This window comes from Mycolicibacterium chlorophenolicum, from assembly GCF_001044235.1.
Classification (GTDB): domain Bacteria; phylum Actinomycetota; class Actinomycetes; order Mycobacteriales; family Mycobacteriaceae; genus Mycobacterium; species Mycobacterium chlorophenolicum.
Window position 1 is genome coordinate 371,970 of the sequence record NZ_JYNL01000069.1, and the last position, 11,845, is coordinate 383,814.

An 11,845-nucleotide genomic window follows, 5' to 3' on the forward strand; every position below is an offset into this window, starting at 1 on the left:
CTGATCGTGCCGGTCGATCAATGGGCATCATCTGCCTACGATCAGCGGGTGGAATTGCGCCAGCTGGAGGCGTTCGTCGCGGTGGCCGGGGAACTGCACTTCGGGCGCGCCGCGGAGAAGTTGCGCATCGGTCAGCCGACGCTGAGCGACCTGATCCGCCGGTTGGAGCGCGAGGTCGGCGCTCCCCTGCTGACCCGCACCACCCGCCGGGTGGCGCTGACGCAGGCCGGCGTCGAGCTGTTCGGCCGCGCGAGGGCCATTCTCGAGGACGTGGAAGGCGCGGCGGCGGCGATCCGGCGCCTGGCCGACGGCGACGCGGGCACCGTCCGGTTGGGCATCACGCCGCCGGCCGCGCCGGTGCTGGCGCCGCATCTGGCCGACGCGCTGCACCGGGCGGCCCCCGAGGTCGACCTGGCGGTGCGCCGGATGTGGCTGCCGGATCTGCAACGCGCGATCGGCGAAGGTGCGCTGGACATCGCGATCACGTGCGGGCCGGTGACCGACCCGCCCGGAATCCTCAGCGAGGTGTTCTGCGCCGAACCGGTGATGGTCGCGCTGCGCGAGGGTCATCCTCTCGCCGACCGCGAGACGCTGGATCTGGCGGACCTGGCGACCGAGACACTGGGGATGCACAGCGAGGCCCTGTTCCCCGCATGGTCGCTGGCGTTGCAGGAGGTTCTCGACGACGCCGGAATCCGGCCCCCGAGTGTCGAATTCGCCGACACCGATCTGTCGGCCTATCGGTGGCCGGACCAAACCGAGATCGACTGGGTGCTCACCACCGCCGCCGTGGCGGGCGCCGGCGCCGGTGTGGTGCTGCGGCCTCTGTCCCCGGCCCGGTACCTGCCCTACACCCTGCAGTGGTGCCCGATCCGTGCCACGGCGGCCGCGGTCGGCCGCTTCGTGCACCTCGCGCTGTCGGTCGATGTGCCGCCGGGATGGGTGAGCCAGCCGGACCATCTCCGGCACACCGGCAGCGGTTAGGGATTACATCCGCGCGGTCGTGGGCATTCTCGGCGCATGGCCGACAGCACGACGTCCCCGCGCGAACTGCTCTGGCGGACGGCGATCGTCGCCGGCGTGTCCACGGTGGGCGCGCTGGTGTGGTCGTCCCGGCGCCGGTCGGCCGGCGGCCGCCACGAGATGCCGGATCTGCCCGGCGCGCACGAGGACGGCACGGCCCACGTCACGCCGGATGGTCGACTCCAGCAGGACTGACCGCCGGCAGGTACTCGTGTCGCCGCAGCAGCGCTCGCGCCCGCTCGCCGGCGGTCATCGCCCCCCACACACCGTGGGTCTCGGGTGTGCGCAGCGCATGGGCGCGACACTGCTCGAGCACCGGGCACTGACGGCAGATGACTTTCGCGGCGTTCTCCCGCTTGCGTTGCTCGGATCGCGAATAACACTCCGGGAAGAACGTCTCGGCCGGGTATCCCCGGCAGCTGCCGCGCAGCTGCCAGCTCCACGCGTCCTCCTGTGGCGGGGGCAGGCGCAGGCACTGGCCCCGCGCGAACGACGACAGGGTGGTATCTCGTCGACTCACCGTCTGGCCTCCGTTCATCCGTCTCGGCAGCACCTTGCGACACAGTGGTCACAGGTGAGGTCGGTCGGGGTGCGGTCGCCGTTACACCGCCCGTCAGCTCCTGGTGCGCAGCACCGTCGCCTCGAGCACCTTCTGCAGACCGCGGGTGGCCGCCTTGCCGGCGGCCGCGGTCGCGCGCTGCACCACCCCGGGCGGCTCTGCCTGTCGAGCACTCACGTCGTCGCCGACGCGCACCGTGCCCGGCGTCGCGACGTCGGCGTAGATGCCGAGGAAGCGGTCGGTGCGCTCGGCCAGCCGGCGCGTCAGCGAGGTGTCGAGCTCGACGCCCGGTTGGGGGCGGGTGGGCACCACACACCTGATGGTCGGGTTGGTCACCGACAGCACGACGGCGCCGAGCCGTACCTCGCCGCCCACCCACGCCGATTCGGGGAAGCCGTCGGCGTCGATGTCGACGAGCACGTTGGGCCGGAAGCGCCGGACGTCGTAGGGGTTTCCGTCGGCCGACAGGCTGCGCAGGCTCGCCGTGGTGAGCACATGGACCGGGCTGAGGTCGACGAACGTGCCGGGTGGGGTGGAATAGCGTGCCAGCGTGACCATTTGACGCGTGGAGAAGACCGACGTGTCCGGCAGCTCGTCGGTGTCGCCCAGCCCGAAGTCGCGGCGGACCTGATCGGCGGCGAAGTTGTCCAGCGAGGTCTGCAGCGACATGCGATGCGCGCTGGTGTCTTTCGGCGCCGGCAGCGCCACCAGACGCACCTCGCGGCCCACCAACTCGCTGAGCGCCGCATCGGCCTCCGGATCGACGCCGTCGAATTCGCGCCCGTCCGGCATGGTGATGACGACGGCCGGAACATTGCCGGGACCGGCGTCCTCGGTGGGCTCGGCGGCATAGCGGGCCGAGCACTGCAGCAGGACCGGGATCCGTCGCGCCGAGGCCGTCACCCCCTTCTCCACGTCGCGCACCGCCCACAGCCGGTCGGCGTGCACGCCCCGCCGGTCGATCCGCAGCGTGTCGACCCGGGTTCCGCCCATCGACTTGACCGGAAAGCGCCACAGCTCAACGACGTTCATCGCGTGTTCCCTTCCACCGCATCTGCGACCGCGGCGCCGAGCCGCCGGCCCGACATCCACGCCGACTCCACGCGCGGCGCTCCCGACGGGCACCAGGCGTCGCCGCACACCCCCAGCAGGCGGTCACCGGTGATCAGGGCGAACTCGGCGTCGCCGTGCGTGTCGGCAGGTTTGGCGAACGTCCAGCGGTGCACGTGCGTCCATGACGGTTCGGCGGTGATGTCGAGCAACCGGCGCAACGCGGCCAGCACGGGCGCCACCGCGTCGGCGGGCTGGTCGAGATGCCGGCAGGCCCGCGACGCGGTGGTGTGGGCGACGAGCACAGCGGCGCCGTCGCCGCGCCGGGACCCGTCGTCGGCGATGAACGACACGTCGGGGTCGTCGTTGACGAAGGCGGCGTCGGCCAGCGACCACGAGCGCTGACCCCAGCCTGCGGCGACGGCGATCACCGGTTCGTAGTCCACCCACGCGCACGCGTCGGGGGCCAGCCGTGCCGCCTGCGGATCGGGCATCGCGAGCACCACCGCGTCGTGGTCGAGCTCGTCGAGCGTGGCGATCTCCGTCTGGAACCGGATGCCCTCGGGCACCAGGTCGCGCACCAGGGACCGCAGTCCACCGGAGGTGGCGAAGCGGACCGGCCCCGTGGTGGCGTCGCGCCCGTCGGGTGAGAGCACGTCGAAGGTGTCGGTCCAGGGATGAGCCAGGCCGCGCTCGACCCAGCCGTCGGCGACGGCCGAGAACCCGGAGTCCTTGACCGTGAAGTAGGCGGCGCCCACGTCGACGCGGCGTCCCTGCACGGTGGGTGACGCCATCCGGCCGCCGGGCGCGCGTCCCCGCTCGAACATCTCGACGGCGATGCCGCGCTGCGCCAGCGCCTGCGCGCACGCGGCGCCGGACAGTCCCGCTCCGACGACGGCGACGCGTGGTGATGCCATCCCGCCACCGTAGTCAAGTCCGGGTGGGCCTGTGAGCACCCCTGCTGACGCCCGCGCAGAAATCGGGGGTTTCCGACCGCATTCTGGTGGGAAGTCCCGCTTTCGAGCAGGGCGCGGCGAGGAGGCGGTCATGGCATCACCCACCAGTACCGACGGAGCGATCCGCAGTCTCATTCCGGCCAGGATCGACCGATTGCCGTGGTCGTCGTTCCACACGCGGATGGTGATCGCCCTCGGGGTGGCCTGGATTCTGGACGGTCTGGAGATCACGATCGCCAGCGCGGTCGCCGACACGCTGAGTCAGCCCGAGACACTTGGTCTTTCGTCGGCCGCGGTCGGGCTCCTCGCGACGGTGTATCTGGCCGGCGAGGTGGTCGGGGCGCTGTTCTTCGGACGGCTCTCGGACAAGCTGGGTCGCCGCAACCTGTTCATGGTGACGCTGGGGGTCTATCTTCTCGGCAGTGCGCTGACGGCGTTGACGCTCGGCAACGGCGCGGGCTGGGTGGCGTTCCTGTACGTCACCCGGTTCATCGCGGGCATGGGCATCGGCGGCGAGTACGCGGCCATCAACTCGGCGATCGACGAGCTGATCCCGGCGCGCTACCGGGGCCGGGTCGACATCGCGGTGAACGGAACCTATTGGGCGGGAGCGGTACTCGGCACGCTGGGCACGTTCGTGTTCCTCAAGGCGATGGATCTCAGCGTGGGGTGGCGACTGGCGTTCCTGATCGGGCCGGTGCTGGGCCTGGTGATCCTCGTAGTGCGTCGGCATCTGCCGGAGAGCCCACGCTGGCAGGTGATGAACGGCCGGGAGGCGGCAGCCGAGGAGTCGATCTCCTACATCGAACGCGAGGTGAAATCCACCGGCGCCTCGTTACCGCCCGTCGACGAGAGCAGGGCGATCGAGCTGCGGCCGACGGAGAAGATCGGTTACCTGGCGTTGACCCGGGTGCTGTTCCGGCAGTATCCGAGCCGCTCGATACTGGGTGCCTCGCTGATGATCAGCCAGTCGTTTCTCTACAACGCGATCTTCTTCACGTACACGTTGGTGTTGGGCAAGTTCTACGGGGTGCCGTCGGAGTCGACGCCGCTGTATCTGATCGCTTTCGCGGTGGGCAACCTCGCCGGGCCGCTGACGATCGGTCATTTCTTCGACACCATCGGCCGCCGGAAGATGATTGCCGGGACCTACATTCTCTCCGGGCTGCTGTTGGCGTTCAGCGCCGTGTTGTTCAACGCCGGAGCGCTCAACGCGCTGACGCAGACCATCGCGTGGTGTGTCATCTTCTTCTTCGCATCCGCGGGGGCCAGCTCGGCGTATCTGACCGTCAGCGAGATCTTCCCGCTCGAGGTGCGGGCGAAGGCGATCGCGGTGTTCTTCGCGATCGCGCAGTGCTTCGGCGCGCTGGGACCGGTGATCTACGGCGCCCTGATCGGCGACGGGTCCGAGCCGTTCCGGTTGTTCCTGGGCTACCTGCTTGGTGCGGCGGTGATGATCGCCGGCGGGTTGGTCGCCTGGTTCCTGGCCGTGGACGCCGAAGGAAAGTCGTTGGAAGACATCGCTACTCCGCTCGCCGCGGAGCAGACCCCGCGGCGCCGCGGCTCCGTCCGCGCTGAAGGTGCGCAGCTGCCCCGCTCGCCCTGATCGCTGCGGCTAGGACTCGCAACCGGTGCCGTTGCCGTCTCTAACGAGCTCGTAGATGTCGTTACCGATGACGGTCACCGGACCCTGGACGTAGGCGGGCCCGTTACCGGAGCCACTGGCACAGTCGACGTCGCTGGCGATCGGCACGCAGGCCCCCGAATAGTTCGGATCGCAGTCAGAACCCTGCTGCAGCGGGACGGGCGCCACCGGCGTGCCCGCGTGGGCGATGGGTGCGCAGGCCAGCAGCCCGGCAAAGCCGATGGTCGCCATCGTCAGTTTGCTCACGGCGGCAGACGCTAGCTCATCGGCGAGGCGCCCGTGCGCCGGCCCGCGGAGTTTTCGCAAAGTGGCTAACGGTTCGCGCGGGGGCTCGAACTAGTTCGTCGAGGGTGGTTGTTGGGGGTCGAAGGGTTCGTAACACCACCAGTGGGCGCGTTCGCCGGTGGGTCCGCGGCAGGGGGCGACGTCCGGTGGTGTGGTGGTGGGTGGGCGGGCCAGGGATCGGTTGGTCAGGGCTCGGCCGGCGCGGTCGGTGACGACGAGCCGGCCGGCGGGTCCGGTGATGGTGATGGTGCCGCGGTGATGGGCGCGGTGGTGATAGGGGCAGAGCAGGACCAGGTTGTCCAGGTCGGTGGGTCCGCCGTCTTCCCAGTGCCGGNGGTGATGGTGATGGTGCCGCGGTGATGGGCGCGGTGGTGATAGGGGCAGAGCAGGACCAGGTTGTCCAGGTCGGTGGGTCCGCCGTCTTCCCAGTGCCGCAGGTGGTGGGCGTGCAGACCCACGGTGGCGCCGCAGCCGGGCACCGCGCAGCAGCGGTCGCGGTATTCCAGCGCGCGGCGCAGCCGCCGGTTGATCACCCGGGTGGACCGGCCCGCGCCGAGGATCTGCCCGTCGCGGTGGAACCACACCTCGCAGGTGGCGTCACAGCTCAGGTACTGCCGGTCGGCGTCGGACAGCAGCGGCCCCAGATGCAGGGCGGCGATCTTGTCTTGGACGTCGACGTGCACGACGACGGTGGTGCGTTGCCCGTGCGGGCGGGCGGCGGCGTCGGCGTCCCAGCCGGCGTTGATCAGTGCCAGGAACGCGTCGCCGGTGGTGGGCATCGGGGGGCGGGTGGCCGTGGGGTCGAGCGCTTTCCACTGCGCGATCAGGGCGTCTTTGTGGGACTGCAATGCCGCGTCGAGCGCCGCTGATTCCAGGTGCGGGAGCCGGATCTGCCAGTAGCCGTACTGCTCGTCGGAGGTGTGGCTGATGGTGCACACCGGTTCGGGCTCGGGGACCACCTCAGCCTCGGGTTCGGGGTCGGGGTCGGGTTTCGGTTTGGGGGCCAGGTTGAGGGCGGTACGCAGCTGGCTGACCGTGGCGGTGCGGGCCAGCTCGGCGTAGTGGGCGTCGGAGCCCGTGGCGGCGCGTTCGGCGATGGCGCCGACCTGATCCAGGGAGAGCTGGCCGTCCTGCAGGGCGGCGACGCAGCGGGGGAACTCCTCGATCCGGTGGGCCACCGCGGCGAGGACTTTGGCCCGGGTCGGGGACACCCCGGTCTTCCAGGCCACCAGGTTGTGCACCGAGCGGGCACCCGTGGCGGCCCACAGCCCGTCGCGGTCGATCTCGGCGATGATTGACACGATGCGGCCATCGATCGCGTTGCGCTGACCGGTCAGCTCGGCCACAGCTCGTCGAACAACACGTCCAACCGCTCATCGATACGCCGCGAAGCGACCAAAGACGTTGCCGGCGAGGACATGCCACCATCATCACAGAGGGGTCTGACAAGTTGGGCCGGTCAGCCGCAGGGACGGTCCCGGAAGATCAGCGCCGGAACAGTCGCACCTTCGAGCGCCGCTGATCGCCCTCCACACCGATCCATTCCGTCGAGCCGTAGCTCAGCGATCTGGCACCTGTGCGGAACACCTCGAGGCTGCCGTCGGGGTGCTCGAGGTAGGTATCGCCGAAGCGCATGTAGGTGTCGAATTGGTCGTCGGGCAGCGTGACCTTGACGGTCATTCGGTCAGCGCATCTTCTCGGGAATGGCGTTGAGCGTGTGCAGGATTCGCACCGCGAGGTCGTGCGCAGCCTCACTCTTCAGCTTGGAATGCTCGGTGATGGTGTCTGCGACGAGGTCGACGCGAAGGTCGTACGGTGAACGGATCGACGGTGGCGATGCCATGGGAATTCCTTTTCAGTCGGGCCTGTTTCGCTCAGTGACCGAGCCGCCCGATGTTCCCGAGCGTACGCGCATTCGCACCGGATCGGGTCGGTTGCGCCCGCCGAGGAGTACGGTCGAGTCATCGGGACCGCCTAGGCCCCCGCAAAGCAAGGGGCTCCTCATGTCCGATAAATCTCCCCGCCAAGGGATGTCCAAGAGTTCCGGCAAATCGATCAAGGAGAAACGCGCCGCCAAGAACGCCAAAGCGGATGCGAAGAAGTCGACGACGGAGACGTTGTTCGACAACAAAAAGCGCTGATAGTCAACGTCTTTCGTCTACCTGAGGCGACGGACCGGTAAAGAGCGCACCCCACCCGCCCGCTGAGATTTTCTCCAAGCCGCGGCCCGGCGCTATTGACCTATGCGTTAATACTGGCATGTCCCTGCCCCGGCGGGAACCGTGACTTCCGCCGCCCTCCTCATCCTCGCCGGTTTCGTCGGCGCGTTTCTCAACACCGTCGCCTCCAGTGGGTCGGCGGTCACCCTTCCGATTCTCATCGCGGTCGGCGTGGAACCGGTCGTGGCGAATGCCTCGAACCGCGTCCCGATCGTCATCGGATGCGCCATCGCCGCGTGGCGCTTCCATCGGGCCGGGCACCTGCTGTGGCGCGACGGCATCCGGTTCGCCGTGCCCGCGGTACTCGGCGCCATCCTGGGTGCCCTCCTCGCGTCGATGATTGGCGATGCGAACACCACCGCCCTCGTCACGATCGCCGTCGCGTTCGCCTTCGTCCTGCTGTTGGCCAATCCGGCGCGTTGGCTGGCCGCCGATCGGACCGTGCAGCCACCCAATCGGGGCCCCCTCATCATGCTGCTGATGGGCCTCGTCGGGGCGTGGGCGGGACTGATCGCCGTCGACTCGGGGGCCTACGCGCTGGCGGTCCTGGTCCTGGTCGCCCACTTCGCCATCCGCGAGGCCAACGGCATCAAGGTGGTGGCTCTGGGCGCGGCCGCACTGGTGTCGGTGCTCGTCTTCTGGGACCGAGGTGAAATCGATTGGCACATCGCCTCGTTGCTGGCCGTGGGCAGCGTCGCAGGTGCACTGCTCGGGGCTCGGCTCGCGCTTGGACCACACGCCGCGAAGTGGGTCTTCAGGTTGCTGCTGCTGGTTCTGGTGATCGAGGCCGTCCGCCTGGTGTTCACGCTCTCGGCGCAGGCCGCCCTTCCGGGATTGCACGGCTGAGGTCCGTCACATCCGCGATCGCTGAAGCTATGTGACTCGCATCACATGGGCGTAGGTTGAGGGTTTGGGTTCCGTCGGAGTTGGAGGTCCCTGTGAGCGCGACACCCACCTTGAAGAAGGCGCTCAACCAGCGCCAACTGACGATGATCGCCATCGGCGGCGTGATCGGAGCCGGCCTGTTCGTCGGGTCCGGCGTCGTCATCGGCGGCACCGGTCCCGGTGCCTTCCTCACCTACGGCATGGCCGGCGTGCTGATCATCATGGTGATGCGGATGCTGGCCGAGATGGCCGTGGCCAACCCCTCCACCGGATCGTTCGCGGATTATTCGCGCAGTGCGCTGGGGCACTGGGCGGGCTTCTCCGTGGGCTGGTTGTACTGGTACTTCTGGGTCATCGTGGTCGGCTTCGAAGCCATCGCCGGGGCCAAGATCATCCAGTACTGGATCGACGTCCCCCTCTGGCTGTCCGCGTTGGTGTTCATGATCCTGATGACGGCGACCAACCTGTTCTCCGTCTCGTCCTACGGCGAGTTCGAGTTCTGGTTCGCCGGCATCAAAGTGGCCGCGATCATCGCGTTCATCGCCCTCGGCGGCGCGTACGTCTTCGGACTGTGGCCGGGCAAGTCGGCGGACTTCTCGAACCTGACCAGTCACGGCGGGTTCACGCCACTGGGATTGGGCGCCATCACCGTCGGCATCGTGACGGTGATCTTCTCGATGGTCGGCGCAGAGATAGCGACGATCGCTGCGGCGGAGTCCTCCGACCCGGAGCGTGCGGTCGCCAAGGCCGCCAACTCGGTGATCCTGCGCATCCTGATCTTCTACGTCGGCGCGGTGTTCCTGCTGGTCACCATCCTTCCGTGGAACGACGACGCCGTGTCCGCGTCGCCGTTCGTCGCCGCCTTCACCAAGATGGGGATCCCCTACGCCGACCACGTGATGAACGCGGTGGTGTTGACGGCGGTGCTGAGCTGTCTCAATTCCGGGATGTACACCGCGTCGCGGATGCTGTTCGTGCTCGCGGCACGGCGCGAAGCCCCGCCCGCCCTGGTCAAGGTGACCCGTCGCGGGGTCCCCGCGAACGCGATACTCGCGTCGTCGGTGATCGGGTTCCTATGCGTGATCGCCGCGGCTCTGTCGCCGGACACCATCTTCGCGTTCCTGCTCAACTCCAGCGGCGCGATCATCCTGTTCGTCTACCTGCTCATCGCGATCTCGCAGATCGTGCTGCGCTACCGCACCCCGGATTCCGAACTGCGCGTGAAGATGTGGCTGTTCCCTGTGCTGTCCATCCTCACCGCGCTGGGCATCGTCGCGATCCTCGTCCAGATGTTCATCGACAAGGCGCTGCGGTCGCAACTGGTGCTGAGTCTGCTGTCGTGGGCGGTGGTGATCCTGCTGTTCGCCGCGAACAAGTGGTTCGTGAACAAGCGTCCCCTCGAACCCGTCGAGACCCCGACCGCCGCACCGCACCGCGTTCTCGTGCTCGCGAATCAGACCCTCGACTCGCATGAGTTGCTCGCGGAGCTGTCCCGCATCGGCGCCGACCGCGACGCGCAGTACCTGGTGGTGGTGCCTGCCAGCCCGGTCGACACGGGAGCCGCGGCCACGCACGGACCACGTGACGTCACCGAGGCCACCCAGGAGGCCGCGCAGGCCCGGCTCGACGCCACGCTGTCGGCGCTGCGCAGCGAAAACCTGGACGCGCAGGGCGAATTGGGCGACTACCGCCCGCTGCGGGCGCTGGATCATGCCGTCGAGACGTTCGATCCCGACCAGATCGTGATCGCGACGCTGCCGCCGGAACTGTCGATCTGGCAGCGCTTCGACGTCGTGGACCGCGCCCGGTCTCAATTCAAGGTGCCGGTCACGCACGTCGTCGCGAAGTCAGCGGTGGGCAACCAGGTTCCCCGATGACGATCGTCGCGGGCGTCAACGCCAGCGGTCAGGCGTCGGCGCCGCTGCATCTGGCGGCGCAGCTGTCCCGCTGCACAGGCGACCGGATCATCGCGGTGGCGATCGTCGAGCGGCCATGGCCTCCGAAGCTGGACCCGGTCGAGAACGAGTACCTCGATTACGTTGGCGCGCAGGCGCAGAAGTCTCTCAAGCGCATGGTCGACCAGCTTCCCGACGATCTGGACGTGTGGCACGTCGTGCACCAGGCCGCCTCGGTCCCCGAAGGCCTGACCGAGCTCGCGGCCGAATGGAACGCCGACGTCGTGGTGGTCGGCTCGTCGTCGACGGGCCTGCTCGGCAGGGTCGCCCTCGGCAGTGTCACCGATCGCCTGGTGCACACCGCAGCGGTTCCGGTGGCCATCGCGCCGCGCAGCTATCCCGCGCAGCGCGGGAAGATCGAGCGACTGACGGCCGCGTACGGCGGGCAGGCCGACGCGGTCGGACTGGTCGCCGCGAGTGCGGAGTTGGCGCAGCGGTGGTCGGCGCGACTGCGCATCGCGTCGTTCACCGTGCGACCGGTGACGATGTTCAGCGGCGCCATCGAAACAGGTGCCGAAGACCTTGTCGTCAAACAGTGGGCGCAGCGGACCCAGGAGGAGATCACGGCTCAACTGGAGAAGGTGCGTTCAGACATCGACACCTTCGACGCCGAGGTCGTGATCGGTGCCGGGGCGACGTGGCGGGACGCGGTGGACGCTGTTCCGTGGGCCGCGGGTGACATCCTGGTGCTGGGCTCCGGCGCGGCCGGGCCCGCAGCTCAGGTGTTCCTCGGTTCGGCTGCGGCCCGCATACTGCGGCACGCTCCGGTGCCGACGATGATCGTGCCGCGGCAAGAGGCAGCCTGACCGGTCAACGGCCGCCGACGACCGACGGCGAGAACAACCACGCGGTGAGCCACACCGTGGCCCCGACGATGATCAGCGCCCCGGGGATGTGCAGGTTCAACGTGCCACCGCCGCCGAGGCTCGCCTGGACGAACGAATAGACGAACATCACCCCGGCGACCACGGCCGCCCACCACCCGCGGCCGCGGGCGTAGGCGAAGCCCGCCAAGGCCGTCATCAGGCCTCCGGTGACGACGTGCAGTGCGATGGCGGCGCCGCCGTGGACGTCCTCGAGTCGGTGGTCCTGCACCAGGGCGCCGGCGGTGAGGAAGAGGACGACGACCACGGCAACCGACGCCAGCGCGAAGCCCCGGGCCGTGAGGAGGAACGGCCTCGCTGATGTCCGCGCATCGGTTCCCGCCATCATGTGCCCCTCCTCGTCGTCAACGTCTTCTCACCCCGACAGTACCGACGCCGGGCGGC

15 protein-coding genes and 1 pseudogene are annotated in these 11,845 nt (G+C 68.9%); 7 read left to right on the plus strand and 9 right to left on the minus strand.

Annotation, left to right across the window (positions count from 1 at the left end):
• Nucleotides 1-48 precede the first annotated feature (48 nt).
• Together MCHLDSM_RS35215 and MCHLDSM_RS31630 are read left to right on the plus strand one after the other, a co-directional pair.
• The gene (locus MCHLDSM_RS35215) at nucleotides 49-984 is read left to right on the plus strand and encodes a LysR family transcriptional regulator (RefSeq protein ID WP_168439965.1); all 936 of its coding nucleotides are present in this window, start codon (nucleotides 49-51) and stop codon (nucleotides 982-984) included.
• A 36-nt stretch (nucleotides 985-1,020) separates the two neighbouring features.
• Nucleotides 1,021-1,218, plus strand: a complete 198-nt coding sequence (locus MCHLDSM_RS31630) for a hypothetical protein (RefSeq protein WP_048473691.1) — start codon at nucleotides 1,021-1,023, stop codon at nucleotides 1,216-1,218.
• Here MCHLDSM_RS31630 and MCHLDSM_RS36740 read toward each other — a convergent pair.
• The 3 genes from MCHLDSM_RS36740 to MCHLDSM_RS31640 form a co-directional block, all read right to left on the minus strand.
• Nucleotides 1,187-1,543: a WhiB family transcriptional regulator gene (locus MCHLDSM_RS36740; protein ID WP_234714254.1), complete on the minus strand. Its 357-nt coding sequence runs from the start codon at nucleotides 1,541-1,543 to the stop codon at nucleotides 1,187-1,189. The two genes, MCHLDSM_RS31630 and MCHLDSM_RS36740, sit on opposite strands and share 32 nt — an antisense overlap.
• Before the next feature lie 93 nt (nucleotides 1,544-1,636).
• Nucleotides 1,637-2,614 (minus strand): MOSC domain-containing protein, encoded by a 978-nt coding sequence (locus tag MCHLDSM_RS31635; RefSeq protein WP_048473692.1) that lies wholly within the window; start codon nucleotides 2,612-2,614, stop codon nucleotides 1,637-1,639.
• Entirely contained in the window at nucleotides 2,611-3,549 is a 939-nt protein-coding gene (locus MCHLDSM_RS31640) for an NAD(P)/FAD-dependent oxidoreductase (RefSeq protein ID WP_048473693.1), read from the minus strand. The genes MCHLDSM_RS31635 and MCHLDSM_RS31640 overlap by 4 nt, the downstream gene beginning before the upstream one ends.
• A gap of 130 nt (nucleotides 3,550-3,679) precedes the next feature.
• On the opposite strand from MCHLDSM_RS31640, the gene MCHLDSM_RS31645 reads away from it, so the two are divergent.
• Nucleotides 3,680-5,194, plus strand: a complete 1,515-nt coding sequence (locus MCHLDSM_RS31645; RefSeq protein WP_048473694.1) for an MFS transporter — start codon at nucleotides 3,680-3,682, stop codon at nucleotides 5,192-5,194.
• 9 nt (nucleotides 5,195-5,203) lie between these two features.
• On the opposite strand, the gene MCHLDSM_RS31650 is transcribed toward MCHLDSM_RS31645, so the two are convergent.
• From MCHLDSM_RS31650 to MCHLDSM_RS38675, 5 genes and pseudogenes are all read right to left on the minus strand, one after another.
• Nucleotides 5,204-5,464, minus strand: a complete 261-nt coding sequence (locus MCHLDSM_RS31650; RefSeq protein WP_053083163.1) for a hypothetical protein — start codon at nucleotides 5,462-5,464, stop codon at nucleotides 5,204-5,206.
• Between the two features lie 105 nt (nucleotides 5,465-5,569).
• Nucleotides 5,570-5,852, minus strand: a 283-nt coding sequence (locus tag MCHLDSM_RS39965) for an HNH endonuclease signature motif containing protein (protein ID WP_234714256.1), incomplete at its 5' end; no start/stop codon positions are given.
• Between the two features lies 1 nt (nucleotide 5,853).
• A pseudogene (locus MCHLDSM_RS31655) lies at nucleotides 5,854-6,938 on the minus strand (HNH endonuclease signature motif containing protein); the annotation flags it as partial.
• Nucleotides 6,939-7,003: 65 nt separating this feature from the next.
• Nucleotides 7,004-7,198, minus strand: a complete 195-nt coding sequence (locus MCHLDSM_RS31660; protein ID WP_048473696.1) for a hypothetical protein — start codon at nucleotides 7,196-7,198, stop codon at nucleotides 7,004-7,006.
• A 4-nt stretch (nucleotides 7,199-7,202) separates the two neighbouring features.
• Entirely contained in the window at nucleotides 7,203-7,361 is a 159-nt protein-coding gene (locus MCHLDSM_RS38675) for a DUF6307 family protein (protein WP_168440059.1), read from the minus strand.
• A 160-nt stretch (nucleotides 7,362-7,521) separates the two neighbouring features.
• Here MCHLDSM_RS38675 and MCHLDSM_RS38680 point away from each other — a divergent pair, with 160 nt between their 5' ends.
• The 4 genes from MCHLDSM_RS38680 to MCHLDSM_RS31675 all read left to right on the plus strand — a co-directional run bounded on the left by MCHLDSM_RS38680 (nucleotide 7,522) and on the right by MCHLDSM_RS31675 (nucleotide 11,383).
• Nucleotides 7,522-7,659, plus strand: a complete 138-nt coding sequence (locus tag MCHLDSM_RS38680) for a hypothetical protein (protein ID WP_168440061.1) — start codon at nucleotides 7,522-7,524, stop codon at nucleotides 7,657-7,659.
• A 141-nt stretch (nucleotides 7,660-7,800) separates the two neighbouring features.
• A complete protein-coding gene (locus MCHLDSM_RS31665; RefSeq protein ID WP_048473697.1) occupies nucleotides 7,801-8,583 on the plus strand; it encodes a sulfite exporter TauE/SafE family protein in 783 nt (260 codons plus the stop codon).
• Nucleotides 8,584-8,675: 92 nt separating this feature from the next.
• Nucleotides 8,676-10,499, plus strand: a complete 1,824-nt coding sequence (locus tag MCHLDSM_RS31670; protein ID WP_048473698.1) for an amino acid permease — start codon at nucleotides 8,676-8,678, stop codon at nucleotides 10,497-10,499.
• The gene (locus tag MCHLDSM_RS31675) at nucleotides 10,496-11,383 is read left to right on the plus strand and encodes a universal stress protein (protein WP_048473699.1); all 888 of its coding nucleotides are present in this window, start codon (nucleotides 10,496-10,498) and stop codon (nucleotides 11,381-11,383) included. Before MCHLDSM_RS31670 ends, MCHLDSM_RS31675 begins: the two co-directional genes overlap by 4 nt.
• Before the next feature lie 4 nt (nucleotides 11,384-11,387).
• Here the strand turns inward: MCHLDSM_RS31675 and MCHLDSM_RS31680 are convergent, their stop codons facing one another.
• A complete protein-coding gene (locus MCHLDSM_RS31680) occupies nucleotides 11,388-11,789 on the minus strand; it encodes a hypothetical protein (RefSeq protein ID WP_234714257.1) in 402 nt (133 codons plus the stop codon).
• Between the last annotated feature and the right edge of the window lie 56 nt (nucleotides 11,790-11,845).